Origin of the sequence: Shewanella sp. SM71, assembly GCF_025653905.1 — a bacterium.
GTDB classification, from domain to species: domain Bacteria; phylum Pseudomonadota; class Gammaproteobacteria; order Enterobacterales; family Shewanellaceae; genus Shewanella; species Shewanella oncorhynchi.
Window position 1 is genome coordinate 139117 of sequence record NZ_JAKKRW010000012.1, and the last position, 24929, is coordinate 164045.

The following is a 24929-nucleotide window of genomic DNA, read 5'->3' on the forward strand; positions in this document are numbered from 1 at the left end:
ACTAAAAGGACGCTAAAAGCGTCCTTTTTTATTTGCTTTGCACAAATGGGTTAATCTTTTGATCCCGATTACGTATAATTCCCGAACGTAGTTATCCTGATGGATGTGTTATGAGTCAGTTAGCCCCCAGCCCATTTGCTCCAACAATAGAAACCATTGATTACCCGTTTCCGCCTAAACCAGTGCCTTTGTCCGATGCGCAAAAAGCCGATTACAAGGCGCGTATCAAACAACTGCTCATTGAAAAAGATGCCGTTCTGGTTGCCCACTATTATACCGATCCTGAAATCCAAGCCCTTGCCGAAGAGACTGGCGGCTGCGTTTCAGACTCCTTAGAAATGGCGCGTTTTGGCCGCGATCACCCAGCAAAAACCTTAATCGTTGCTGGGGTCAAGTTTATGGGCGAAACCGCCAAGATTTTAAGCCCAGAAAAAAACATTTTAATGCCGACCTTAGAAGCCACTTGTTCATTGGACTTAGGTTGTCCAATCGATAAGTTCAGTGCTTTCTGCGACGCGCACCCAGATCATACTGTGGTGGTTTACGCCAATACCTCGGCTGCGGTTAAAGCGCGCGCCGATTGGGTGGTGACCTCCAGTATTGCCCTTGAAATCGTTGAGCACTTAGACAGCGAAGGCAAAAAGATCATTTGGGGACCAGATCGTCATTTAGGCAGCTATATTGCCAAGCAGACGGGCGCCGACATGTTGATGTGGCAGGGCGATTGTATCGTTCACGACGAGTTTAAATCGAACGCGTTGCGCGATATGAAAAGCGTTTACCCAGATGCGGCGATTCTTGTGCACCCTGAGTCGCCAGCCAGTGTGGTGGCAATGGCCGATGCGGTTGGCTCAACCAGTCAGCTGATCAAAGCGGCGCAGACAATGCCAAATGAGCGCTTTATCGTGGCAACCGATCGCGGCATTTTTTATAAAATGCAGCAGGCGGCGCCAGGTAAAATTTTAATTGAAGCGCCAACGGGCGGAAATGGCGCAACCTGTAAGAGCTGTGCCCACTGTCCTTGGATGGCGATGAACGGTTTGCCGGCAATTGAAGCGTCACTCGCCGACAGCGATAAAACCACCCATGAGATTTTTGTGGATGAAGACTTAAGAGTTAAGGCGCTTATTCCGCTGACGCGTATGCTGGATTTTGCCAAGACACTGAATATGAAAGTGAAGGGTAATGCCTAAGCGCATTATTTAGCTTTTCTTCAGCCTAATAAAAATCCCTACCATAGCGTGGGGATTTTTTATGTCTGTTGTTTTTATTAAAACTAAGGCAATAAAAAGCCCCGCAAATGCGAGGCTTAATTGAATAACGCGGAATCTAGTGACTAGATTACTTTACGGTTACTTACTTGGCGTTCATCAGTGCAACCGCGTTATCTAACATACGGTTACTGAATCCCCACTCGTTATCATACCAAGACATCACTTTCACTAAACGACCGTTTACACGGGTTTGAGTGGCGTCAAAGTTCGAAGAAAACGCATTGTGGTTAAAGTCGATAGACACCAATGGCTCTTTGTTTACCGCTAACACTTCGCTCAATGGCGCAACGCTGGCAGCACGTTCAATAATGGCATTCACTTCTTCAACTGTAGTGTCACGGGCAGCGATGAAAGATAAATCCACGAGTGATACGTTAACTGTAGGTACACGAACCGCTAAACCGTCGAATTTACCTTGTAATTCAGGTACAACCAAACCTACAGCAGCAGCTGCGCCAGTTTTAGTTGGGATCATTGACAGTGCCGCAGCACGGGCACGACGTAAATCTGTGTGGTACACGTCAGATAAACGTTGATCGTTGGTATAAGCGTGAATGGTGGTCATCAGGCCTGATTCGATACCAATCTCGTCATTTAACGGCTTAGCAAAAGGGGCTAAACAGTTTGTTGTACAAGAAGCATTTGAAATCACTGTCATGTCTGACGTCAGCACGTTGTTGTTCACACCGTAAACAACTGTGGCATCGACGTTTTTGCCTGGAGCAGAAATAATCACTTTCTTCGCGCCAGCGGTTAAATGTGGTTGAACGGTTTCTTTAGAAGTGAAGATACCGGTACATTCGAAAACCACGTCAACCTGTAGCTCTGCCCATGGCAGTTTTGCAGGATCACGTTCTTGGAAAGTGAGGATCTTATCGCCATTCACATAAATGGCTTCTGCATCATGGTCAACCTTGGCATTGAAACGACCATGAACAGAATCGTATTTTGTCAGGTGAGCGTTGATTGAAGCGTCGCCTAAATCATTAATAGCGACAATCTTGATTGGATAAGCTTTTTCGCTTTCGTACAAGGCGCGTAATACGTTTCTACCGATACGGCCATAGCCATTTATTGCTACACGGATAGTCATCTCATATCCCTCTGGTGATTATAAAATTCAACTGGTAGTAAAATTACCAAACTGACAGCTATCGTCAAGTTAAATCGGCATTTTACCGCTGTCTTGATTAACAAATTAGGTATTTTTTTTACATCGGTCGCGAAATCGCCATTTTTTACGCGTTAATTGGGTAAAAAATTACAAGATGGCAAACATTTTGCCATCGATTGCTTAGTTTACTTTTTCGACAGGCGCAGGCGGCACCACCTCAGTTACAGTTGGCGCTTGGGCAACCGCTTGAGGATCAAGCCATTGTCTTACTGGGCTCATAGAATAAGTGCCCTTTTTTAGCGCATCGATAAGGGTTTGGGCTTTTAAATCGAGTTCAGTCGCCAGCGTTTTATTGCCACCGAGCAAGGCTAGCATTTTTTCTTCAGAATACTTCTGCTGCGTAAGTAGTAAATTTGCTTTTGTTAGCATATAGGATTTATCTAAAACCTGTTGCTGGCGATAGGCAGATGCGAGCCCAAGTAACCAGTTAACGTCGAAATCATCGTATTGGATCTCCGCAAAGACTTTAAGATAGAGTTGTTGCGCTTTGATGGCATTTCGATTGCTGTAATAGGTTGCGACTTGGGCAAGTAGAAAGGGGTCAGTCACTTCGCCGGCGTTTTCCTGTTCTAATAATCTATTTAACGCAGCGGTATCGCCAAAGCGAGTCCATTGGTAATAGGACATAAAAGGGTCTTGCCGTTCACGGGTTTGATCTTGTAGTAAACTTAAATTTTGAGTGCTTAGTCTAAAGGCTCTGGCTCTATCTGCTGTGCGATTGGTGTGGATGATATGCTGAACGCCAGAGGCGAGTTCAATGCAACGGCTGTAATCCTCAAGGTAGGTTAATTGTGAGTAGAGCTGCTTACCTGTGAGGTTTTCGTTGTCTTTTAACATGTAGCGGTTTTGGATAAGTTTGGTCTTTTCAGTCAAACACCAGCTATCCTTATGCAAATCGGCACAAATTTCAGGATTATTTTTACAAATTGCTGAGATATTTCGGTCATTATCACAACCGAAAAGACCGAAAAAGCTCATCCCTAAGGTAAATGATGTAATTATTACTAGATTTTGTCTCAAAACACTCTCCAAACGATAATTTTTCTAATAAAATTACAGATTTACAGAAAATATCTTACTGGCAACAAAGCGCGACTTTCATTACAATGGCGCCGACCAAAACAGGGTTTTCCCTAAAACCCGCATTAGATTATTGGTCTTTTCGTCATGTTACTCAAACCTTTCAGTACATTTTATTGAAAAGTGAGATAAAGGATCTGTAAATGAGCGCTGATAAACACCTACAAAGTTGGCAAGAACGTTTTGAAATGGCAGAGGCGATGCAGCCTTTGTTAGGCAAGTTGTACCGTAACCAAGGCGTTGAAGTCGTGGTCTACGGCAAGCCGTTACTCAATGCTTCTACGATTGAAATCATTAAAGCGCACCGTTTAGTTCGTCGTCATGTCGGTGAAAAATTACGTTTACGCGAGAGTTTCCCCTTCGTTCAAGCTTTGAGCAAACTCGCAGTTAAACAATGTAAAGTGGATATTGGTAAACTCGCTGTCAATTACTGGCGCGACCATACTGATGTCAGCGAAATTGAAAGCTATATGGCAAAAGAATTGGCCGATGCTATCGACCATGCCGATGATGTCGCGCCGCGTGACGTCGTGCTTTATGGTTTTGGCCGTATCGGTCGCTTATTGGCACGCTTGCTGATTGAACGCACAGGTCGCAGCAATAAGTTAAGATTACGCGCTATCGTTTTACGTGGCGGCAAGAAAGGTGATTTAGAAAAACGCGCGAGTTTACTGCGTCGTGACTCAGTCCATGGTCCTTTCAATGGTTCTGTTGAAGTTGACGAAGAGAACAACGCCATCATAGCCAACGGCACTTATATCCAAGTGATCTATGCTAATTCACCCGACGAAGTGGATTACACTAAATACGACATCAATGATGCATTGATTGTCGATAATACAGGTATTTGGAAAGATGAAGCGGGTCTTGGTTTACACCTTAAGAGCCCAGGTGCCAGCAAAGTATTACTGACGGCTCCTGCAAAAGGCGCGATTAAGAACATCGTTTACGGTGTGAACGAAGGCGATATTACCCCTGAAGACATTATCGTTTCTGCGGCGAGTTGTACCACCAATGCTATTACGCCAGTACTGAAAGCTGTGAATGATAAATATGGTATCGAGAATGGTCACGTTGAAACGATTCATTCTTATACTAACGATCAAAACCTGATTGATAACTATCATACTGCTGACCGTCGTGGCCGTAGTGCACCATTAAACATGGTGATCACTGAAACGGGTGCAGCAAAAGCGGTTGCTAAAGCTTTACCTGCATTAGCCGGTAAGTTAACAGGTAACGCGATTCGTGTGCCGACGCCTAACGTCTCTATGGCGATCATCAGCATGAACCTGAATGCTGAAACCAGTAAAGATGAGCTTAACGAGTATCTGAAAGATACGGCGCTACAATCACCACTGCAAAATCAAATTGACTACACAGACTCTACTGAGATTGTATCGAGCGATTTAGTGGGTTCTCGCTACGCGGGTGTGGTTGATTCACAAGCGACTATTGCAGAAGGCAAGCGTGCCATTCTTTATGTATGGTATGACAACGAATTTGGTTACAGTTGCCAAGTGGTTGGCGTAATGCAAACTATGTTAGGTTTAACGACGCTATCACTACCTGCGTAAATTGCCCACGTAGTTTTTGCTTGAGTGATTAATAACTTTGCCTAACCTTTGAATAAAGCGCCCAATAGGGCGCTTTTGTTTTTCTATACTTCTACAATTTTATTGGACTCGACTCCATAACTCACCATGATCCCCTGTTTATCTGCCGCGTTTAATTAGCGGTAGCATCGGCATTAGTATCGGTAAAAAGCCTAAATTGATGAATGAAACATCAACTTTACTGAGGTGTGGCGGTTTATTGGGCAAACGATGCGGCTTAGATCATTTTTTAAAAATTGTTGATTGACTCTGAGGTCTAAATCGGTAGAATGCCAATCCGCAGTCAGGGGAAAGCATGCCGAGCATGAGTTCAAATGATTAAGCGCAATGATAGGCGACATTAGCTCAGTTGGTAGAGCGATACCTTGCCAAGGTATAGGTCATCGGTTCGAACCCGATATGTCGCTCCAAATTTTAATAAATTTGGCAGTTTGGGCGCGATGGCAGAATGGCTATGCTGCGGATTGCAAATCCGTCGATCTCGGTTCGACTCCGGGTCGCGCCTCCATAGATTAAAGTATTAATGACACGATTCCCGTCGTTAATATAAAGAGTTTGCCCGAGTGGTGGAATCGGTAGACACAAGGGATTTAAAATCCCTCGCTGGTAACAGCGTGCCAGTTCAAGTCTGGCCTCGGGTACCAAAAAACAGAAAAGCCCTGACTGATGTCAGGGCTTTTTTGCTTTATAACTTCTACACCCACATTTCATGATTCTTAATCTAGTATCACTACAGCTATAGATTGGTCAGGCCCAAGCCTACTATTTTACTCATTCAGTATTGCGACTTCTGACCAGTTTCTTTTCTACAATACAAAACTGAGTGATTTTGTGATCTAGATGTTGTAAATCGCTTTATTTAAGTAATGTCACTATTGGGCTAATAATTGCGTAATAAAATGTACTTTTTATTATTGAATCGACAATAGTGTAATAATTTCCCTAAGAAGGGACTTAAGTCGCTATTACCCCCTTAAAGACAGTGGTATAAATAAGCCGAAATTTCCCCTACACGCGCATATTAGGATACGTAGTCATGATTTTCTCTCAAGTATTACTCGCACCCGCTGATCCAATTCTTGGTTTAACCGATACCTTTAAAGCTGATCCGCGTCAGGATAAAGTTAATCTTGGTGTTGGCATTTATAAGGATGAGGCAGGACAGACTCCCGTTCTGGCTTCAGTGAAAAAAGCCGAGGCCATTTTACTTGAGCAAGAGAAGACCAAAAACTACTTAGGCATTGAAGGCGTTCAAGCTTATAACCGTGTAGTACAAACATTGTTGTTTGGCGAAGGCAGTGCATTAATTTCTTCTGGCCGTGCTGCCACAGCGCAAGCTCCTGGTGGTACAGGAGCACTGCGTATTGCTGCTGAGTTTTTACTGCGTAATACCGATTCGCACACGATTTGGGTGAGTAATCCAACGTGGGCCAACCATCAGAATATTTTTGAAACGGCGGGTTTAACGGTTAAAGAGTACGGTTATTACAAAGCAGAAGCCCATGACATCGATTTCGATACCATGATGACTGATTTATCTAACGCCAATGCGGGTGATGTCGTGCTGCTACACGGTTGCTGCCATAACCCAACGGGTATCGATTTAACGTTGGCGCAATGGGAACTTGTTGCTCAATTGTGTGCTGATAAGAAACTCGTGCCACTGTTTGACTTTGCTTATCAAGGTTTTGGTGCTGGCATTGAAGAAGATGCGGCAGGTCTGCGTTTAGTCGCGTCTAAAGTGTCTGAGTTGCTGGTCGCTAACTCTTTCTCTAAAAACTTTGGTTTATACAACGAGCGTATTGGCGCCGTGACTGTGGTGGCTGAAGATGCTGATGCTGCCGTACGTGCTTTTAGCCAAGTGAAACGTACCATACGCGCCAACTATTCTAATCCGCCAGCCCACGGCGCACTGATCGTCAGCACGATATTAAATGATGCAGCTCTGAAAGCCATGTGGGTGCAGGAAGTCAAAGAGATGCGTGAACGTATCGCCGAAATGCGTACTCTGTTTGTTGATAGCTTAAAGGCTGAGGGCGTGACTCAGGACTTCAGTTTTATTTCTCGCCAAAATGGCATGTTCAGTTTCTCAGGTTTAAACAAAGCCCAAGTGGCACGTTTGAAAGACGAATTCGGTGTCTATATTGTCGGCTCTGGACGCATTAGCGTTGCAGGCATGACTAAGACGAATATGCCTGTTATCTGTAAAGCCATAGCACAAGTGTTGTAATGGTTATAGCAGCCTTATAGACAGACTAAAGGGACATTCCTTTTAGCTTTACAATATAAAGGACAGCACTTGCTGTCCTTTATTATTTCGATTAAATGATTAACAGGTAAGAACTAGCAGGCAAGCGGTTGTTGAGTGAGATCATTGATCCGCAGCAGGGCGCTTAATGCATCTAATAAATTAGCTTGATCATGTAGATTGGGATTATGGCGATTCTTCAACGGAAAATAGTTAATCAGTGGCCCTAAACGCGTTTGTTCACCGTGGCGAAGTACTTTGTGAATAATGGGCTTGCCAATCACTTGGTGACACCAAGCGATACGTTGCTCAATGCTAAACCGACCTGCGGGTGAGGCCTCTTCGGCAAGGTTATCGATAAAGATCACCTGTGCTTTAGTAGCGGCGAGGCTTTTCGCGAACTTAGGTAACAGCAGCGGCGGCATGATACTGGTTAAGAAACTCCCAGGGCCTAGGATAACTAAATCTGCGTGCCGAACGGCCTCACAGGCTTCAAAGGTGGCATCGACCTGCGGCTCAAGGCAGAGCGCGATAGGAGCCTCATTCATACTGTCGACATTAATTTCCCCAAAGACTTTACTGCCACAGGCTTGCAGGGCCACTAAGTGAGTGGGCTGCTCTGACATGGGAATAAGTTGGGTTTCTATCTTAAGTAAGTTACGGATGAGATTAACTGCTTCTAATGGACGAACGCAGAGTTGATCAAGAGCCAGTAAGATTAAATTACCTAAATTATGGCCACTGAGTTCAGTGGCACCTTGAAAACGGTATTCGAACAATTGCGAGCCAACGGAAGGACGATTAGCTAAATGGGATAAGCAGTTACGTAAATCACCCCAAGCAATGCAGTCTTGTTCGGCTCTCAGTCGACCAGTAGAACCGCCATTATCAGTGGTGGCGACAATCCCTGTAAGGCGGTTGCCTAAAAAATCGAGCGAGGATAATACTCGGCCTAAACCATGGCCTCCGCCAATGGCGACGACACGTTCAAATTGATTTAACATCAAATGCTGCATCTGGGTTTTTCCTTCCTGAATACCCGAAAATTTAATGTCATAGCCATCCATTGTCGCTATAAGCGGGATGGCTCATGAGCCGTTGTGCAATGGTGATAACGCTAAGGAACCTTAGTATAAATACTCAGTCAAATGCTTGCATCTATAAATGACGGCGTAATAGCAAGCTCGACTCGATAATGGTGCCTCAGGCGTAATATTGTACCTGAGTTCGTGATCATGATGATGGGCAAATTTCGTGAAATCTGACAAATAGCTTATAATCCGGCCTTTATTTGCCCAATAAGGGCGTTACACCTAAGGTGAATGATTGAAAACGGGTAGAATCGGTTCGTTTACATTGGCATTAGCCATGGTCATAGTGGCGATTTTTGCATTACGAGTTTGCATCATTCCTCACTCGAATGACTCATCCGCTATTGCGCCCCAATTCGTTAGCGATGTCGATCCTGTTACGCAAGTCCCTGACTTTTCAGCGATCAGCGACATTACCGAAAAGAAGAAAGCTTTTTTTGATTTCCTGCGGCCGATTGTTCAGCAACAGAATGCCATTATCTTGATGGAGCGTGGCTTTATCAATGAGATGCTTGCCTTAGTCGATAATGGTAAGAGTTTATCTGATACTGAATTAGCGCAGATCAATGCGTTATTTGATAAATACCAATATGCGGCGCGTAACGTAGATGCTAAGTCATTAGCAAGCTTACTTAAACGTGTCGATATCGTGCCGGAATCTATGGTGTTAATTCAAGCCGCGAATGAATCGGGTTGGGGGAGTTCACGTTTTGCCAGAGAAGGTTTTAACTTTTTTGGTGAATGGTGTTTTACTTCTGGCTGCGGCATAGTGCCGTCCTCACGTGGTTCGGGTAAAAGTCATGAGGTGAAAGTGTTTTCATCGGTCGATGAATCGGTTTCATCCTATATGCGTAATTTAAATTCTAATACTGCCTATGCGTTATTTCGCTCTATTCGAGCTGATTTACGTTCACAGGAGCTAGAGCCAACAGCGGATCAATTGATTTACGGTTTAGTGAATTATTCTGAAAGACAAGAAGCTTATATTGATGAGCTGCTTGATATGTTACGTCATAATGAAAAATATTTGGTGAATGTCGATGTATAAAAAACTGTTGTTTAGTAGCCTGTTTTTTTTGGCAACTAGCGCCGCTGCAGAAACTGTATCCCTTGAATATAAAGGCTTTTATGATAGGTTAAAACAAGTCAATAAAGGCGGTTATCAACTCGTGGAAGTGGCTTTTAGTGTTCCAATGCAAAAGAATTGTTTGATCCAAAGTGGTTCTATTTCCAGTGAAAAAACCTCAACGCCACTGACGTATACTGATGCTCAGCGGTTATTCATTCCCTTAGATGATGATTTAAAAGATCAGCGAGCCTTGGTTAATCTGAATTTCGCTGGCAGCGCTGAGGGATGTGGTATTGCAATGCAAGTTAGAGCAAAACAGACATTAGCAGAGTACGATAAAACGCGCCTACAACAAATCATGACTGAGATGGACACGCTGCTCGGTGCTATGCAAGGCTTCCCGATGCGTTATTTTAGGGAATCCATTACTGGCTTAAACTTTGAATTCTCACCTGAACAAGAAGTCTATGTACGCCTTAATGGCCGTGAAGAAGCGATAAAAGGCAGTTATAAATTAGCCGCTAATGAGCTTGAAAGCATCACCACGCTAAGCTTCAGTGCCCAGCCATTAGTGTTGAGTCCTTGGGTGAAGTAATCATCTTTGTATCTTGAATAGGTGTCTTGATATAAGCGATTCAGAAGCGCTGGCTCAAAGATAAACTTATTCTGTAGCCATAAAAATGCCCACATTAAGTGGGCATTTTTGTTGTGTTAATTTATCTTGTTTACTTTCGTTGCGTTAACTTCTCTTACTGAATAGGCGCTAAATTCAGTCTAAGTTAGACTTCGTAAGTGTTAACAATATCAATGCGTTTTGCTGCATCCAAATCGATACGACCACTATTGGCGATATCAAGAAAATCGAATGCAGGCAGATTGGCTTCAGCAACATCACCACGCATAGGCGCATCTGGGTCACGTGTTAGAGACACAAAGTCGAACTGTTCACGGTCAACACCCTGTGATGGTGCGGTGTTTTGCATGGCGGTGAAAATCGTTTCAATGCGTCCGGGGTATTGTTTATCCCATTGATTCAGCATGTCTTTGACTGCGGCGCGCTTTAAGTTTTCCTGTGAGCCACACAAGTTGCATGGAATGATTGGAAATTCTTTTAGGCTGGCATATTCTTCGAGATCTTTCTCGCGACAATAGGCTAGGGGACGTATGACGATATTAGCGCCATCATCCGACAGCAGCTTTGGCGGCATTGCTTTCATCTTACCGCCAAAGAACATATTTAAGAACAAGGTCTCGATAATGTCATCCCTGTGATGGCCTAGGGCGATTTTAGTGGCGCCGATACGCTGAGCAAAGCCATAAAGCGTGCCGCGGCGCAGGCGAGAGCACAAGGAGCAGGTGGTTTTACCTTCAGGGATTTTGTCTTTCACTATCGAGTAAGTATCTTTCTCGAGTATGTGATAAGGCACATTGAGCTTATCGAGATAGGCGGGCAATACATGCTCAGGGAAGCCCGGTTGCTTCTGATCTAAATTAACCGCAATGATTTCAAACTGAATGGGCGCACGTTGCTGCAGATTCATCAAAATATCGAGCATGGCGTAGCTGTCTTTACCGCCACTGAGGCAGCACATGATCTTATCGCCATCTTCAATCATATTGTAATCGGCAATCGCGCTACCCACTTCACGACGAAGCCGCTTCTGTAATTTATTCAGACGGGTAGTTTGTTTTTTTGATAATTCTTCCGGCATAGGATTTACCGTAACTTCAGATATAGCTTCAAGCATAAAAAAGCGCCCAGTAACACAGTTTCAGGGCGCGTATTATTCCAGCTATCTTTGGCGGGGTAAAGAGCCGCGTATTGCTTAGGCTTCTTCTAACGGTGATTTATAACCGTCGGGCTTAATAGCCAATAAATCGCAGTTGATGCTATCGATAACATGTTCAGCGGTATTGCCTATCAATGCTGCTGAAAATCCGGTACGACCAACAGTCCCTAAGATCACCAATTCAGCATCAAGTTTTTCAGCCAGCTCAGGGATCACATCCTCTGGTAAACCTTCTTTTACATGGCAATGACTTGGATTAATATCATAAGCGCTCGCAAGATAACTCACGCGCTGCTCATGCTGCATGCGAATGGTTTCGTTGTATGACTGGGCATCAAAGTCAGGAAGCTCGATGGCTAAGTTAACTGGCGTGCCGGGATAACCATTAACTAAATGTACTTCAGCAGAGAACTTTTTCGCCAAATCTTTTGCATGTTCAATAATTTTACCGTTAAGCATTTGATGATCGGTATCTTCGGTTGCCACATTCACAGCACAGAGGATTTTGCCCGCGGCTGGCCAGTCATGGGCTTTCACCATCAACACTGGCACAGGGGCTTTACGCATTAAATGCCAATCAGTTGGAGTGAAGATCACCGCCTTGAGTTTGTCATGGGCATGGGTGCCTTTAACAATCAAATCGTATTGCCCTGAAATAGCATGATTAATAATGCTTTCAAAGGGGCGGTTATGCCAAATGACTTGAGTATCGATGTTGAGTTGCAGATGAGTATAAGCGGCGAGTAAGTCTTGGATCCAAGCAAGCCGTTGATCTATGACACCTTGACGCATGGCTTCGCGTTCTTGATTCGACAGAATCGAAGTCATTTCGTAAGAGAAATCGAAGATAGAAAGAAACACAGTGACTTGAGCGTTGCATTTACTGGCCAAGGCGACCGCTCGTGCAAGAGCAACTTGATTCTCAGTGGTAGGGTCAACCACAACCAGTATTTTTTGATAATCCTTCATGTTTGGTTCCTTTAGTCATAGGCTCAATATCATCATGAGCCTTTGGCAGTGAGCTGTATTGTTCTAGATCAAACTCATTTGAAATTGATTAAAACTCGCTTAAAAATCATGCCTTAATCTGCATGACATGTCTAGCAAGCACAGCTTTTACCATTAAACTGTTATGCTATTGGCGACAATTATTTAGGCTTGACCTCTCACGGTTAATGCTCTTGCGATTGACTATCTCGCGATGCGAGAATTACCCGCTAACAGATTTAGCTCTTGCGAGTCGAGGATAGTGATGTACTTACCCTTAACCTCAATCAAGCCTGACTTTTGGAAGCGTCCAAGTAAGCGGCTGATGGTTTCAACGGTTAAACCGAGATAATTGCCAATGTCACCGCGGGTCATGGTTAAACGGAATTCTTTAGGTGAGAAACCACGACTGCCGAAACGATTTGCTAAATTGCTGATAAACGCTGCTAGACGTTCTTCGGCATTTTTCTTACTGAGCAGCAGGATCATTTCTTGATCGCTCATGATCTCATTACTCATTAGACGCATGATCTGCTGACGTAACTTAGGCATAGTGCCCGAAAGTTCATCGAGGATATTAAAGGGGATTTCACAAACCATAGAGGTTTCGAGGGCCTGTGCAAAACTCTGGTGCAACTGAGCGTGAATACCATCAAAACCAATCACATCACCCGCGAGATGAAAGCCCGTTATCTGCTCATCACCTTGCTCGGTAATAGTGTAACTTTTGATGGTGCCAGAGCGGATCGCAAACAGGGATTTCAACGCATCACCCGATTTAAAAATTTGCTCGCCTTTCTGGATTGGCTTTTTACGCTCAATAATATCATCGAGCTGATCAAGCTCACTTGCATTGAGGGTAAAAGGAATACAAAGGGTACCCATACTGCAATCGTGACAATGGATTGTGCATCCGCTAGCGGCAGGACGACGATTCTTATTTTGTTCAATTGTCATGTTGATTCTCAAGTTTATCCACTGCAACCATGTTAAACCAATTCACTCACTTGGGCTAGTTTAGCTGCGCGAGTGCGATATATAAAGTTTGACCACCAAAGGCGATTAACAGTAAGCCGCTCAATAGTCTAACGGTTTTCTTTTGTACCCATGCAGCAAGGCGTTTTGCCGCCACGCCAGCGCTTAATAGGGCGGGTAAAGTACCCAAGCCAAAGGCTAACATAATTAAGGCGCCTTGGCTGGCAGAGCCAGATGCAACCGACCAAGTTAAGGTGCTATAGACGAGGCCGCAGGGGAGCCAGCCCCAAATGAATCCCGCCATGACTGCTTGGCTCGGATTCTTAATAGGAACAAGGCGCTGTGCTAGCGGTTTTAAATATTGCCATAGCCATTGACCTACACGCTCAATTTGCACGATTCCAACCCAAATTTTAGCGATGTAAAGCCCTGTTGCGATCATCATCAGTCCGGCAATCATGCGCAGGACAATTAGATAAATATCCAGTTCAAATAAGTGACCAAGACCTGCCGACGATGCACCCACTAAGCCGCCCGCTAAGGTGTAACTTAAAATACGGCCTAAATTGTAATTCAGTAAATATTTAAGCTGATGGGCCAGCTGGTTACCTATTTTAGGATGAGGGATTTGGGCGGAAAACGCGCCCACTAAACCGCCACACATACCAAAACAATGTGCAGCTCCCATCAAGCCGACGAGAAAGGCACCAGTGACATTGTACTCAATCACAAAGGCATGCCTTTTTGCTGATTTTTTATCGCTTGCTGCGCTGCGATATCATCATGTTCTGCTGTTGACTGAATGGCAGGGGTGGGTAGATGGCCTGGTTTATCAGTATTTTCATCAAACAATATAGAAACACTTTGACGGTCAAGATCGTCAAATTGCTCAGATTTCACTGCCCAGAAAAATACCATTACCGCAATGGCGACGAAGATCATGGCAATGGGGATAAGCACATAAATAATTTCCATAATGACCTCTTAGTATCTGGTTAAACGTTTTATTATGATCACACTTTTACCCGTAATAATCTCAGGCTATTACCGACCACAATCAAAGAACTCGCCGACATGCCAATCGCGGCAATATAAGGTGCCACATGACCAGTGACGGCTAAAGGCAAGATAAGGGCGTTGTAACCCAGCGCCCAAGCTAAATTTTGTTTAATAATTTGCGTGGTCAGTTTAGCGACCGCGACAGCTTGGGTGAAACGGGATAGATGATCGCCCAGTAAAATCAAATCGGCACTGTTTTTGGCAATCGCACTGCCACTGCCCATGGCGACCGACAAATCAGCCCCCGCAAGTACAGGCGCATCATTGATGCCATCGCCAAACATCGCCACGCGAGTATGCTGTTGTAATTTCGTCACTAGTGCAAGTTTGCCCGCGGGCGTTAATCCGCTGTGCACATCTTCAATTCCCAGCTCTTTGGCTAGTTGATGCACATGTCCGGAGCTATCGCCACTGGCGATACTAATGCGGCAACCTTGTTGCTTTAATATCTCAATCGTGGCCTTACTGTCTTGACGAATATTGTCTTGGATCTCAAAGCTGGCAAGCACTTCAAGCTGCTCATTGGCTGAGCGTGCTAACCAAATCTTTTGGGTTGGGTCCTGAGTATCGACACGTGCGCCAGTAAATACAGCATTACCAATTAAATAGTCAGTCCCCTCGATACGGCCTCGAACACCAAAGCCAACTTCATGGTGAACTTGTTCCGCGACCAAGGCATTATCGGCAAATAGGGCAAATGCAGCCGCAATCGGATGACGAGAGCCCGTTTCCAGCGCTGCGGCAATGGCTAAGGCCTGCGTCTTTGTTAAATCGGCCATGCACTGCGTTTGCCCGATAGAGAGCGTACCACAGGTAAGGGTGCCAGTTTTATCAAAGACCACATGTTTAATCTGCGGCAGTTTTTCAAATACGCCGGCTTTGCGGGTAATGATCCCAAGACGGGTAAAAATGGCGGTTGCACAGGTGACTGCGGTCGGTGTCGCTAGCGCTAAGGCACAAGGACAAGTCGCGACCAGAACCGATAGCGTTACCCAAAAGGCATCCTCTGGGGAAATCTGTTGCCAAACCAAATAGGTCATCGTCGCGATTGTTAGAATCGTACCCGAGAAATAGCGGGATAATTTATCGGCTAATAGGGCTATCGCAGGTTTTGTATTGGATGCCAGTTCCTGCAGTCGAATAATTTCAGCCACGAGTTGGTCTTGCCCCAATGCGGTAACTTTAACTTTTATCGGTTGGTCGACGTTGATAGTACCAGCGTACACTTGCTGATCTTGCTGTTTTTCAATGGGCATTTGCTCACCTGTGAGCATAGCTTCATTGATGTTTGTGTGGCCTTCAATCACCACACCATCGGCCGCAACCATTTCCCCTGGTTTCACAAGGATCACATCATTGAGGCGTAACTTTTTGGCCGGAATTTCTTCTTGACCATTTTCGGTGACTAAGTGTGCAGTGAGCGGCACCAATTTATGTAAATTACTGGAGCTGACCGAGGCCTTTTGTCTTGCCTTTTGCTCGAAGTAACGCCCAAGTAACAAAAAGAAAGTAAACATGGATACGGATTCAAAATACACTTCGCCTGTGCCATTCACTGTGGCAAAACAGCTTGCGATATAGGCACCACCAATGGCAATCGAAACAGACACATCCATATTGAGTTTGCCGCTGAGCAGGGTACGAATGGCGCTAAAATAGAAGGGTTGCGCCGAATAAAGCACCACAGGCGTTGCAAAAATCATGCTAACCCAGCGGAAATAGTCCCGATACTGCACGTCTAAATCGGTGAAGTAGCCAGTATAAAGGGCGAGGGCGAACATCATGACTTGCATAGTCGCAAAGCCAGCTAAGCCTAAACGTAGTAAAAATTTGCGACTATTGAGTTTATTGTTGAGCTCTTGTTCGTCAACTTGGTAGGGCGCGGCTTGATAGCCGATACGACTAATTTGTCCGAGAATATCGCTAAGTTTTACCTTGCGTTTATCCCAACTGATCATGGCGCGTTGGGTGGTTGAGTTGACTAGCACTTGGCTCACGCCCGCGAGTTGTTTGACTTTGTGTTCAATTAACCAAGCACAGGCGGCACAGGTGATACCATCGATGGAGAGTGACACTGATTCGACATTGTCCTCAGAATGCACAAAGTCTTGCTGCACTTCGGGCAAGTCATAGGCACTAAATTGCGTTAAGGCTTCGGGGACGAGGGCGTTCTGTTTACTACCAGGTTCAGTGCGGAACTTGTAGTAACTGAGTAATCCCGCATCCACAATCGCCTGAGAAACCGCCTGACAACCAGGGCAACACATGAGTTCATCACGATCATTAATGCGAGTCACAAACTGCTGGCCCGTCAGCACGGGCTCTTGGCAGTGAAAACAACTTGGATACGTCATAGTGCTACTTATTTAACCACAATCAGTTCAGCCAAAGTTGGACGTGATCTTTTAATTCAACGCGCTGGTGAATGCGCCATTTGCCATCGTAACTTTCAAGACGCACTTCCCAAGGGCCGGTCAGTGTGGCAGGCACGGTAATGCGATACACATTACTGGCATCGGCCGTTGCGGTGAGCTTGATGTCTCTGTCGGCAATCGTGGGATGGTAGAACTCGACTTTTAGGGCAGCTTGAGAAGCGGGGCCACCTTGTTGCGTCAGTAAAATTTCATTATTAGTTTGTTCGAGTAAAAAGCTCATGCCGATTTGTTTGGCATACTTCACTTTACTCAAGTCCATATTAATGGCTTTGCCTTCTTTGTAGTAATCCTCGGCGACTAACGAGTCCGAGTTAGTAAGGGCAATTTTCAGTGTGGTAAAACTTGCGATGACAGCACATAAAGGAAGAATAATTAAAAACCAAGGCCAGAACTGCTTATACCAGGCTTGTTGTTCGTTCATGTCAGATACCCATTCTAAAAAATTTGCGCCATTTTACCGTTAAAAGGTGGTTTTAGCACTTTAAAAAAAAGGCCTCGAAGTCTTCGAGGCCTTAGCGTTACTCATATCTAATTACTTGTTTGACAAGCTATAAACATAAGCTGCGATTACGTGAACTTTCTCTTCACCGAGAACGTCTTTCCACGCCGGCATCACACCTGCGCGACCATGTTTAATGGTTTCTTCGATCACGCCGCGGCTACCGCCATATAACCAAACATCGTCAGTTAAATTTGGAGCACCCATGAATTTGTTGCCTTTAGCGTCCATACCATGACACGCGAAACAACCTTTCATGAATGAGCCTTGACCTTGGGCAGCGAGTGTTTCATCGTGCTCACGACCAGACAATTTAACAACGTATTCAGCTAAACCCGCAATTTCGCTGTCATCGATTGGCAAACCACCTTTCGGCGGCATCATGCCATGACGACCACCCATGATAGTGGTTTTAATCGTGGCTAAGTCGCCACCATATAACCAGTCACCATCGGTGAGATTAGGGAAGCCTTTGCTACCACGTGCGTCAGAGCCATGGCACTGTGCGCAGTTTTGTAGGAACAAACGGCCACCCACTTTCAATGCTTCTTGGTTTTTCACTAATTCATCTAGTGGTGTTGCCAAGTAAGCCGCGAAGATTGGGCCATATTTTTCACTAGCGTGTTTTACTTCTTGGTCATACTGAACATAACGGCCTTCTTTTGCTGCAAGCTCAATGGCTGCGGCAGAATCGGCTTTAATACCTTGTTCAGTACCAATGCTTTGGTTAGAACTCGTCCAGCCTAAAAGGCCTTTGTAGTTACCTAAACCAGGAAATAAGGCTAGATAGATCAAGCCAAACACGATAGTGATATAGAACATATAACTCCACCATTTTGGCAGTGGGTTATTGAGTTCTTCAATACCGTCGAAACTGTGACCCATGGATTCGCCTTCTTTTACGCCCGTGGTGTTCTTAGAACACACGCGGAGTAATAGAAAACAACCCGCGATCACGACTAACGAGAGTACGGTAATCCAAACACTCCAGAAGCTACTCATCACTTATTCTCTCCTGAGTCCTTCGATTCCTTGCTGATTTCCTCATCGGAAAATACAAGGTTAGCTGCTTCATCAAATGATTTCTGACGGCGCGAGCTATATGCCCAAGCAAAGATACCGATAAAGGTCAGCATCACAATAATGGTTAAGATGCCTTGTAATGTGCCGTAATCCATATATTGCCTCCTTATTTGAGTGCGTGACCCAAAGACTGAAGATATGCAATCAAGGCTTCCAGCTCTGTCTTACCTGCAACAGCTTTCTGTGCGCCAGCGATTTCTTCATCGGTATAAAGATCATTACCTTTGTAACCGCCTTTATGCATGTTACGTAGGATAGTCATCTTCGCGCCCGTCAGTTCGCCGTCTAACTTGTTTTCGGCTAACCATGGGAACCCAGGCATATTCGATTGAGGTACTACAGCACGAGGATCGATTAAGTGAACTTCATGCCATTTATCGCTATAACGACCGCCAACACGTGCCAAATCAGGACCTGTACGCTTAGAACCCCATAGGAATGGATGGTCCCAAACCGATTCACCCGCAACAGAGTAGTGACCATAACGTTCAGTTTCAGCCCGTAAAGGACGAATCATTTGGCTATGGCAATTACTGCAACCTTCGCGCACATATAGATCGCGACCTTCGATTTGCAGGGCAGTGTATGGCTTTAAACCTTCAACTGGCTCAGTCGTATCTTTTTGAAAAATCAACGGTGTGATTTCAACCAGACTACCGAAGCTGATAGCGATAACAGTAAAAATCGCTAGCAAACCGATGTTTTTTTCGACTATCTCATGATTAAATTTCATCGAGTTTGCTCCTTTAAGCCGCTGTGGGTTCAGCCAATGCTGGCAATGAATCTTTAGAGGCTTTCACTGTACGGATCACGTTATATGCCATGATCAGCATACCGGTAAGGAATAAACAACCGCCGAGGAAACGCACAAAGTAGAAAGGATAAGAAGCTTCCAGACTTTCAACAAAGCTATAAGTCAAAGTACCGTCAGCATTCACTGCGCGCCACATTAAACCTTGCATTACACCCGAAATCCACATAGAGACGATGTAGAGTACAGTACCAATCGTTGCTAACCAGAAATGAACATTGATTAACTTGACGCTGTACATACGGCCGTGGCCAAATAACACAGGGATCAGGTGATACAAAGAACCAATAGACACCATAGCAACCCAGCCTAGCGCGCCTGAGTGAACGTGACCGATAGTCCAGTCTGTATAATGTGACAGTGCGTTAACGGTTTTAATTGCCATCATCGGGCCTTCGAAGGTAGACATACCGTAGAAAGACAGAGAAACAACTAAGAAACGTAAAATAGGATCGGTACGCAGTTTATGCCAAGCACCAGACAAGGTCATGATACCGTTAATCATACCGCCCCAAGAAGGTGCGAATAGGATCAGTGACATCACCATACCTAAAGACTGAGTCCAGTCAGGTAGCGCGGTATAATGTAAATGGTGAGGACCTGCCCAAATATACAGTGCGATCAAAGCCCAAAAATGGACAATTGATAGACGGTAAGAGTACACAGGACGACCCGCTTGCTTAGGTACGAAGTAATACATCATCCCTAAGAAGCCTGCGGTTAATAAGAAACCAACGGCGTTATGACCATACCACCACTGTACCATGGCATCGACAGCGCCACTGTATATAGAATATGACTTAAACAGGCTAACAGGTACTGCCATTGAGTTAACAATATGAAGTACCGCTACGGTAAGGATAAACCCCCCGAAGAACCAGTTTGCCACATAAATATGTGAAGTTGTGCGCTTAACAATCGTGCCAAAGAATACCGTAGCATAAGCTATCCAGACGATAGCAATTGCGATATCGATAGGCCACTCTAGCTCTGCGTATTCCTTACTCGATGTGTAGCCTAAGGGTAAGGTGATTACTGCGGAGATAATAATTGCTTGCCAGCCCCAAAACGTAAATGCAGCTAACTTAGGTGCAAATAGTCGGGTTTGACAGGTACGTTGTACGACATAATAGGATGTTGCAAAAAGGGCTGATGTACCGAACGCGAAGATCACCGCATTGGTGTGTAATGGTCGCAAGCGACTATACGTTAACCAAGGAGTGTCAAAGTTCAGCTGAGGCCAGATTAACTGAGCCGCAATTAATACACCGACTGACATACCAACGATACCCCACAAAACTGTGGTTAAGGCAAATTGGCGGACAATGGTGTAATTGTAATCAGCGCCTGTTGGCTGGGAATGGTTCATCATCATGCTTCCACTGCTTATTACTGATACTTTGAGTAAAGACAAGCTTTACCTGTTATAAAACGACATAAAAATCAGCTTCCCTATTCAGGTTGCTGAGTCATGTCAATGCGTTACCCTGCATATTTTTGCTCAAATATGAGGTTTCGCAATGATACTTGAGCAATATCAAAAAAGATACCAAAGAAGGGGTGTGGAAAGTTGATCTAGATCAACCTACGCCATAGAATGTTAACATATTGCGTCATAAGGTTAATCTTTGTGCTAAATCGTCCTAATCTCTATTTATTCATCGCGTTAATTCTCATCAATCTCACAGCTTGTACTGAAGATGCTAAGCAAGTCACACATAAAAGCAGTCTTGATCCTTCCCTCTGTCAATTTTCGGCAGGGGATTGTGTTAAACAATTGGACGATATCAAGCTTGCTATTAGCCTATCGCCAGCGAATGCCCCGAGCGAAAAGCCATTAACATTAAGGCTATTAGCTTCATCGCCTATCAAAAATGTGCAAATTCGTTTAGAAGGAAGAGATATGTTTATGGGGGTTATTCCTGTAAATGTGAAGCAAACCGATGAAATGACCTATATTGGTCAGATGGTATATGGCTCCTGTAGCAGTGGTTATATGGTTTGGCGCGGCTTTGTTAGTTTCAACCTTAATGGCGAAACTAAAACGGCAGTGTTTGATTTTCTCGCTGATGACAATGGCTAAGACTGGCTAGATATTTATTCGAATCGTCCTCAGCGTATTATTAGAGAGTGTTAACTCGGGTGATTAAGGATTAACTATCTTTCCAACTGTCTTTTACTTTGACAAAAATATCCACATTATCGATAAAAAGCTGTAATAAGTGCGGATCAAAGTGTTTCGCAGCGCCTTTACGCATTTCAGCTAACACCTCTTCTAAAGGCCAAGCCGTTTTATAGCAGCGGGCATGAGAAAGTGCATCAAACACATCTGCAATAGCCACAATCCGCGCGAAAATGTGAATTTCGTCTTGTTTTAAATTGGCGGGATAACCAGAACCATCATATTTTTCATGGTGTTGCAGTGCAATAATCGATGCAGCTTTGAGGATAGGGCGCTCTGAATTCGCCAAAATCTGATGACCAATCGTAGGGTGCTGACGCATGACTTGCCATTCTTCATCGTCTAACTTACCGGGTTTGAGCAGAACGGCATCGGGGATCGCTATTTTACCTATGTCATGCATAGGTGAGGCGCGGCGCAGTAAATCGGCTTCGTATTCAGGTAAACCAGCGAGTAAAGCGAGTTGGGAGCAATATTCCGCCATACGTTTCACGTGATTGGCGGCTTCTTTTGAGCGGCTTTCAACCACATCCCCTAAACGCAGAATGAGCTCAGATTGGGTATCTTCAACTTCTTGACTGAGCAGCAAGTTCTCAAATGCAACGCCGACGTTGATGGCAAAAATATCAATGAGTTTCTTATCAAGATCATCAATTTTATCAATACCATCCATATAGAGTAGATTGATTAGCCCGCTTTTTGTGGGGAAGTAACCGACAAAACAATTGTCTTCATAAAGGCAACGTTTTTGCGTGAGCGCATTGCGCAGTAAGCGGTCGATATGCTCTGGCAATTGAGTAATATGGTTTTTATTGGAAAACTGGCCTGTGCCCGCGAGGATCTCAATATTTACGGGATCAAGATGACCGCTGATCGCATCAATGGCATTGCACGTTAGCAGTAGGGTTTCTGAATCCAGATTGAGCAGGGTGGCGACTTGAGTAAGCAGTCCATCGGCGAATTTATGCAGGGTGCGCAGTTCAAATAATCCTGAGGTGGCTTCTAGTACTCTTTCTAAGCCCTTACGGTGATTTATTTGGGTGCGCCTTGCTTGCTCGATTTCCATGATATCGCGATAAGAGCGAAGGGCTGAGTAGACGCTGGTCATCAGCTTACGGGAATCGAGTTCAGCTTTTGCTTTGTAATCATTAATATCGTAATTGACGATAACGTCTTCTTCTGGTGCTTGCCCTGGCTGGCCTGTACGTAAGATCAATCGAGTGGTTTTATTCAGTAATTCTTCACGGATCCACTTTACTAGTTCTAACCCTGCATGGTCACTTTCCATGACAACATCAATAAAGGCAATGGCGATGTCATGTTCTTGATTGAGTAATTCTTTTGCTTGTTCGGCACTATAAGCATTGATAAAGGTGAGGGCACGGCCATCAAGTTTAAAGCGGGAGAGGGCAAGCTTAGTGACGGTATGAACATCAGGTTCATCATCGACCACTAATACCTTCCAAGGAATACCAGACTCTGTTGTCTCGGTAGACTTTTTACCGGAAAAAAGAGGGTTTTTCTTTGCAAGATCAATCAGCATCCGATACCTCATTCAAGTAAAAATAATGATCACATAATCAGTGTAGTAGACACATTTCAAAGCGGTGCAAAATCTTGCATAAAATAGCGAGATGAGTGGTAATCCTTAAATTACGTTGTTGATAACGATTCTCATTTGTGTATTCTATTACTATCAAATAATGATAGGGAGGGAAAGGGCATGACTAATCGAATTAACTTATCAATTTCAGCGCATAAATTGGCACAGCTGATACATGATGGACACATCTGCGCATCTGACTTCACGTGCTTAGATAGCCAATCGAAACAGCAAGTGTGGCAGCTATGCTTGATCTGTTGCAAAAAGCGTATTACTTGTCAGCAATGTTCATTTTCAAGTTGCGCTAAAAATCTGACATATCTTGATGCCGATAAATAACATTATCGGCATTTGCGTTTAAGTATTATCATACAAGAAACTCTTATAATTCAGATGTAATATGCAACTTCCTCCAGTAATCCCGTTATTTGACTCATTTGAATTCATACAAGTTGGCAATAGTATTGTTAACCAATATATCACCCAAATTAGCATGAAAAAGGTGGTTGATGCGGGCTTAGTCATCGAGCATGCCAGTGATTGGCTATTTGAGCAAAAGCATAACGAAAACAACTATAAAGCTTATCGCAGTGAACTCACTACGTTTCTGCATTGGTGTTTTGATGTAGTTTCAATGTCTCCCATTCAAGTTACGCGCAAAGACATGAGCCGTTACGTTGATTATTGCCAAGCACCGCCGATAGCACTGATCGGTTATTTTAATGTGCCACAGTTTAAGTACGATAAACTGCATGATGAACGGGTTCCAAACTCGCAATGGCGACCATTTGTCGGCAAAAAACAACTCGGGCAAATCCAGCCTTATGTGTTAAGCGATAATGCGTTAAAAACAAAAATGGCCATTTTGTCTTCGTTTTATTCGTATCTGACAAGTGAAGAATATTGTGAGCGGAATCCTGCTCAAATCTGGCTTAATCACAGTCGATTTGCAGCAAAAAGGCAATATCAGCGTCAAAGTCATGAAGATGAAAATAGTCTCGCATTTACTGAATTACAGTGGTCATATATTATGGCGACCGTTACTGGACTAGCAGAAGAATTTCCTGAGTTACATCAAAGAAGTTTATTCCTCGTTATATTGATTTATTGCTGTTATTTACGCATTTCAGATGTGTCTGCACGTGCGGGTTATTCGCCGGTGATGAACCAGTTTAAACGTAATCAGCAAACGGGCATCTGGAGTTTTCATATTCCGTTGAGTAAAGGTGGTAAAAGACGCAGTGTTGCGATTTCAAAAGCTTTGCTCGATGCATTAGTCAAATATCGTCAGTTTTTAGGATTAACGGATTATCCAGGACCAAACGAAAATCATCCTTTGTTTGTACGGCATAAAGCTGCTGGACGCGGCCGAGATGTTGGTATCCTCAATGCCAATCTAGGCATTCGTCATGTTCGCGACGAAATTCAAAAAATAATTAATCTGGCTGCAGAACGTATAGAAATCGATGGCTTTACACAAGATGCGGCGCAGATGCGCAAACTTACTGCCCACAATATTCGTCACACCGGCATTACGCACGATATCAATATCAACCGCAGACCGTTATCCCATGTACAAGCCGACGCTGGCCACGAAAGTATCGACACTACATCGCAATATTTGCACACAAGCCAAATTGAACGTCATGAGAGTGCGTTCAACAAACCAATCGACCATTTGAAAGGCATAGAGTGATTAGATACAGAGCTGCGCACAATGTAAACTAGATTCATGTTGAACTGCTGCCCCTGCCATAATGCGCTAGCGCAGGGGACGCCAAAGGCGAGTTTAATATAATCTGCATTGTGCGCTGCTAATTCTATTAAATGGTTTAACCATTCTATTCAAAAAATATTTCACTTTTTCACTAGAAATATGTATACATTAATCAAGATTGTGTTATGATTACTGTATACCAAATTCAAGGGGAAAAATCATGAAACAATCAGAAC

At 44.2% G+C, this 24929-nt stretch carries 23 protein-coding genes and 3 tRNA genes; 11 read left to right on the top strand and 15 right to left on the bottom strand.

All coding sequences use genetic code 11. From position 1 onward, the window contains the following. Nucleotides 1–110: 110 nt before the first annotated feature. Nucleotides 111–1193, top strand: coding sequence for a quinolinate synthase NadA (nadA, locus tag L5L97_RS13480; RefSeq protein ID WP_263182344.1), 1083 nt, complete (start codon nucleotides 111–113; stop codon nucleotides 1191–1193). A 163-nt stretch (nucleotides 1194–1356) separates the two neighbouring features. Here the strand turns inward: nadA and gap are convergent, their stop codons facing one another. Then, nucleotides 1357–2367 carry a type I glyceraldehyde-3-phosphate dehydrogenase gene (gene gap, locus L5L97_RS13485; RefSeq protein WP_006081590.1) on the bottom strand — a complete coding sequence of 337 codons (1011 nt, stop codon included), beginning with the start codon at nucleotides 2365–2367 and terminating at the stop codon, nucleotides 1357–1359. A gap of 201 nt (nucleotides 2368–2568) precedes the next feature. Then, on the bottom strand, nucleotides 2569–3468 hold the full coding sequence (locus L5L97_RS13490; RefSeq protein ID WP_263182346.1) for a DUF2989 domain-containing protein: 900 nt from the start codon (nucleotides 3466–3468) through the stop codon (nucleotides 2569–2571). A gap of 203 nt (nucleotides 3469–3671) precedes the next feature. On the opposite strand from L5L97_RS13490, the gene L5L97_RS13495 reads away from it, so the two are divergent. The 5 genes from L5L97_RS13495 (at nucleotide 3672) to L5L97_RS13515 (ending at nucleotide 7374) form a co-directional block, all read left to right on the top strand. Continuing rightward, nucleotides 3672–5105, top strand: a complete 1434-nt coding sequence (locus L5L97_RS13495; protein WP_028759978.1) for a glyceraldehyde-3-phosphate dehydrogenase — start codon at nucleotides 3672–3674, stop codon at nucleotides 5103–5105. A gap of 373 nt (nucleotides 5106–5478) precedes the next feature. Further along, nucleotides 5479–5554, top strand: a tRNA-Gly gene (locus tag L5L97_RS13500). A gap of 24 nt (nucleotides 5555–5578) precedes the next feature. Next, nucleotides 5579–5652, top strand: a tRNA-Cys gene (locus L5L97_RS13505). A 49-nt stretch (nucleotides 5653–5701) separates the two neighbouring features. After that, a tRNA-Leu gene (locus tag L5L97_RS13510) sits at nucleotides 5702–5788 on the top strand. Nucleotides 5789–6180: 392 nt separating this feature from the next. Continuing rightward, nucleotides 6181–7374 (top strand): amino acid aminotransferase, encoded by a 1194-nt coding sequence (locus tag L5L97_RS13515; protein ID WP_028759977.1) that lies wholly within the window; start codon nucleotides 6181–6183, stop codon nucleotides 7372–7374. Between the two features lie 113 nt (nucleotides 7375–7487). Here L5L97_RS13515 and L5L97_RS13520 read toward each other — a convergent pair whose 3' ends face one another. After that, entirely contained in the window at nucleotides 7488–8408 is a 921-nt protein-coding gene (locus tag L5L97_RS13520; protein WP_105253119.1) for a YvcK family protein, read from the bottom strand. 310 nt (nucleotides 8409–8718) lie between these two features. Here L5L97_RS13520 and L5L97_RS13525 point away from each other — a divergent pair, with 310 nt between their 5' ends. Together L5L97_RS13525 and L5L97_RS13530 are read left to right on the top strand one after the other, a co-directional pair. Continuing rightward, complete coding sequence (locus L5L97_RS13525) at nucleotides 8719–9531, top strand: glucosaminidase domain-containing protein (protein WP_263182348.1); 813 nt, start codon at nucleotides 8719–8721, stop codon at nucleotides 9529–9531. Next, the gene (locus L5L97_RS13530) at nucleotides 9524–10147 is read left to right on the top strand and encodes a DUF2987 domain-containing protein (protein ID WP_028759974.1); all 624 of its coding nucleotides are present in this window, start codon (nucleotides 9524–9526) and stop codon (nucleotides 10145–10147) included. Before L5L97_RS13525 ends, L5L97_RS13530 begins: the two co-directional genes overlap by 8 nt. Before the next feature lie 184 nt (nucleotides 10148–10331). Here L5L97_RS13530 and ttcA read toward each other — a convergent pair whose 3' ends face one another. From ttcA to ccoN, 11 genes are all read right to left on the bottom strand, one after another. Next, nucleotides 10332–11300: a tRNA 2-thiocytidine(32) synthetase TtcA gene (ttcA, locus tag L5L97_RS13535; protein WP_173244915.1), complete on the bottom strand. Its 969-nt coding sequence runs from the start codon at nucleotides 11298–11300 to the stop codon at nucleotides 10332–10334. A gap of 78 nt (nucleotides 11301–11378) precedes the next feature. Next, nucleotides 11379–12311: a universal stress protein UspE gene (gene uspE / locus L5L97_RS13540; protein WP_028759972.1), complete on the bottom strand. Its 933-nt coding sequence runs from the start codon at nucleotides 12309–12311 to the stop codon at nucleotides 11379–11381. Between the two features lie 222 nt (nucleotides 12312–12533). Then, a complete protein-coding gene (gene etrA / locus L5L97_RS13545; RefSeq protein ID WP_006081599.1) occupies nucleotides 12534–13286 on the bottom strand; it encodes an electron transport transcriptional regulator EtrA in 753 nt (250 codons plus the stop codon). Between the two features lie 55 nt (nucleotides 13287–13341). After that, nucleotides 13342–14034 (bottom strand): sulfite exporter TauE/SafE family protein, encoded by a 693-nt coding sequence (locus tag L5L97_RS13550; RefSeq protein WP_263182349.1) that lies wholly within the window; start codon nucleotides 14032–14034, stop codon nucleotides 13342–13344. Then, nucleotides 14031–14279: a cbb3-type cytochrome oxidase assembly protein CcoS gene (gene ccoS, locus L5L97_RS13555; protein WP_173244909.1), complete on the bottom strand. Its 249-nt coding sequence runs from the start codon at nucleotides 14277–14279 to the stop codon at nucleotides 14031–14033. The genes L5L97_RS13550 and ccoS overlap by 4 nt, the downstream gene beginning before the upstream one ends. Before the next feature lie 38 nt (nucleotides 14280–14317). Continuing rightward, on the bottom strand, nucleotides 14318–16717 hold the full coding sequence (locus L5L97_RS13560; protein WP_263182350.1) for a heavy metal translocating P-type ATPase: 2400 nt from the start codon (nucleotides 16715–16717) through the stop codon (nucleotides 14318–14320). A gap of 22 nt (nucleotides 16718–16739) precedes the next feature. Then, nucleotides 16740–17219: a FixH family protein gene (locus L5L97_RS13565; protein ID WP_263182351.1), complete on the bottom strand. Its 480-nt coding sequence runs from the start codon at nucleotides 17217–17219 to the stop codon at nucleotides 16740–16742. A gap of 111 nt (nucleotides 17220–17330) precedes the next feature. Further along, on the bottom strand, nucleotides 17331–18299 hold the full coding sequence (gene ccoP, locus L5L97_RS13570) for a cytochrome-c oxidase, cbb3-type subunit III (protein ID WP_263182352.1): 969 nt from the start codon (nucleotides 18297–18299) through the stop codon (nucleotides 17331–17333). Next, the gene (locus L5L97_RS13575) at nucleotides 18299–18475 is read right to left on the bottom strand and encodes a cbb3-type cytochrome oxidase subunit 3 (RefSeq protein WP_107404487.1); all 177 of its coding nucleotides are present in this window, start codon (nucleotides 18473–18475) and stop codon (nucleotides 18299–18301) included. The genes ccoP and L5L97_RS13575 overlap by 1 nt, the downstream gene beginning before the upstream one ends. 11 nt (nucleotides 18476–18486) lie before the next feature. After that, complete coding sequence (gene ccoO / locus L5L97_RS13580) at nucleotides 18487–19113, bottom strand: cytochrome-c oxidase, cbb3-type subunit II (protein ID WP_263182354.1); 627 nt, start codon at nucleotides 19111–19113, stop codon at nucleotides 18487–18489. A 13-nt stretch (nucleotides 19114–19126) separates the two neighbouring features. After that, complete coding sequence (ccoN, locus tag L5L97_RS13585) at nucleotides 19127–20563, bottom strand: cytochrome-c oxidase, cbb3-type subunit I (RefSeq protein ID WP_107404951.1); 1437 nt, start codon at nucleotides 20561–20563, stop codon at nucleotides 19127–19129. A 258-nt stretch (nucleotides 20564–20821) separates the two neighbouring features. Here ccoN and L5L97_RS13590 point away from each other — a divergent pair, with 258 nt between their 5' ends. Further along, on the top strand, nucleotides 20822–21274 hold the full coding sequence (locus L5L97_RS13590; protein WP_263182355.1) for a hypothetical protein: 453 nt from the start codon (nucleotides 20822–20824) through the stop codon (nucleotides 21272–21274). A gap of 70 nt (nucleotides 21275–21344) precedes the next feature. Here L5L97_RS13590 and L5L97_RS13595 read toward each other — a convergent pair whose 3' ends face one another. After that, entirely contained in the window at nucleotides 21345–22916 is a 1572-nt protein-coding gene (locus tag L5L97_RS13595) for a DUF3369 domain-containing protein (protein ID WP_263182356.1), read from the bottom strand. A 180-nt stretch (nucleotides 22917–23096) separates the two neighbouring features. Between L5L97_RS13595 and L5L97_RS13600 the strand changes: the two genes are divergently transcribed. Further along, a complete protein-coding gene (locus L5L97_RS13600; RefSeq protein ID WP_105252484.1) occupies nucleotides 23097–23315 on the top strand; it encodes a hypothetical protein in 219 nt (72 codons plus the stop codon). Nucleotides 23316–23376: 61 nt separating this feature from the next. Then, the gene (locus tag L5L97_RS13605; RefSeq protein WP_263182357.1) at nucleotides 23377–24672 is read left to right on the top strand and encodes a tyrosine-type recombinase/integrase; all 1296 of its coding nucleotides are present in this window, start codon (nucleotides 23377–23379) and stop codon (nucleotides 24670–24672) included. Nucleotides 24673–24929 lie beyond the last annotated feature (257 nt).

Excerpts from the sequence above, each read along its gene's own strand:
- ttcA (WP_173244915.1), bottom strand. The coding sequence starts at position 11,300 with ATGCTTGAAGCTATATCTGAAGTTACGGTAAATCCTATGCCGGAAGAA.
- L5L97_RS13605 (WP_263182357.1), top strand. The coding sequence starts at position 23,377 with ATGCAACTTCCTCCAGTAATCCCGTTATTTGACTCATTTGAATTCATA.
- ccoN (WP_107404951.1), bottom strand. The coding sequence starts at position 20,563 with ATGATGAACCATTCCCAGCCAACAGGCGCTGATTACAATTACACCATT.
- L5L97_RS13575 (WP_107404487.1), bottom strand. The coding sequence starts at position 18,475 with ATGGATTACGGCACATTACAAGGCATCTTAACCATTATTGTGATGCTG.
- ccoO (WP_263182354.1), bottom strand. The coding sequence starts at position 19,113 with ATGAAATTTAATCATGAGATAGTCGAAAAAAACATCGGTTTGCTAGCG.
- uspE (WP_028759972.1), bottom strand. The coding sequence starts at position 12,311 with ATGAAGGATTATCAAAAAATACTGGTTGTGGTTGACCCTACCACTGAG.
- nadA (WP_263182344.1), top strand. The coding sequence starts at position 111 with ATGAGTCAGTTAGCCCCCAGCCCATTTGCTCCAACAATAGAAACCATT.
- L5L97_RS13595 (WP_263182356.1), bottom strand. The coding sequence starts at position 22,916 with ATGCTGATTGATCTTGCAAAGAAAAACCCTCTTTTTTCCGGTAAAAAG.
- L5L97_RS13560 (WP_263182350.1), bottom strand. The coding sequence starts at position 16,717 with ATGACGTATCCAAGTTGTTTTCACTGCCAAGAGCCCGTGCTGACGGGC.
- ccoS (WP_173244909.1), bottom strand. The coding sequence starts at position 14,279 with ATGGAAATTATTTATGTGCTTATCCCCATTGCCATGATCTTCGTCGCC.
- L5L97_RS13495 (WP_028759978.1), top strand. The coding sequence starts at position 3,672 with ATGAGCGCTGATAAACACCTACAAAGTTGGCAAGAACGTTTTGAAATG.
- etrA (WP_006081599.1), bottom strand. The coding sequence starts at position 13,286 with ATGACAATTGAACAAAATAAGAATCGTCGTCCTGCCGCTAGCGGATGC.
- L5L97_RS13520 (WP_105253119.1), bottom strand. The coding sequence starts at position 8,408 with ATGCAGCATTTGATGTTAAATCAATTTGAACGTGTCGTCGCCATTGGC.
- L5L97_RS13530 (WP_028759974.1), top strand. The coding sequence starts at position 9,524 with ATGTATAAAAAACTGTTGTTTAGTAGCCTGTTTTTTTTGGCAACTAGC.
- gap (WP_006081590.1), bottom strand. The coding sequence starts at position 2,367 with ATGACTATCCGTGTAGCAATAAATGGCTATGGCCGTATCGGTAGAAAC.
- L5L97_RS13515 (WP_028759977.1), top strand. The coding sequence starts at position 6,181 with ATGATTTTCTCTCAAGTATTACTCGCACCCGCTGATCCAATTCTTGGT.
- L5L97_RS13600 (WP_105252484.1), top strand. The coding sequence starts at position 23,097 with ATGACTAATCGAATTAACTTATCAATTTCAGCGCATAAATTGGCACAG.
- ccoP (WP_263182352.1), bottom strand. The coding sequence starts at position 18,299 with ATGAGTAGCTTCTGGAGTGTTTGGATTACCGTACTCTCGTTAGTCGTG.
- L5L97_RS13565 (WP_263182351.1), bottom strand. The coding sequence starts at position 17,219 with ATGAACGAACAACAAGCCTGGTATAAGCAGTTCTGGCCTTGGTTTTTA.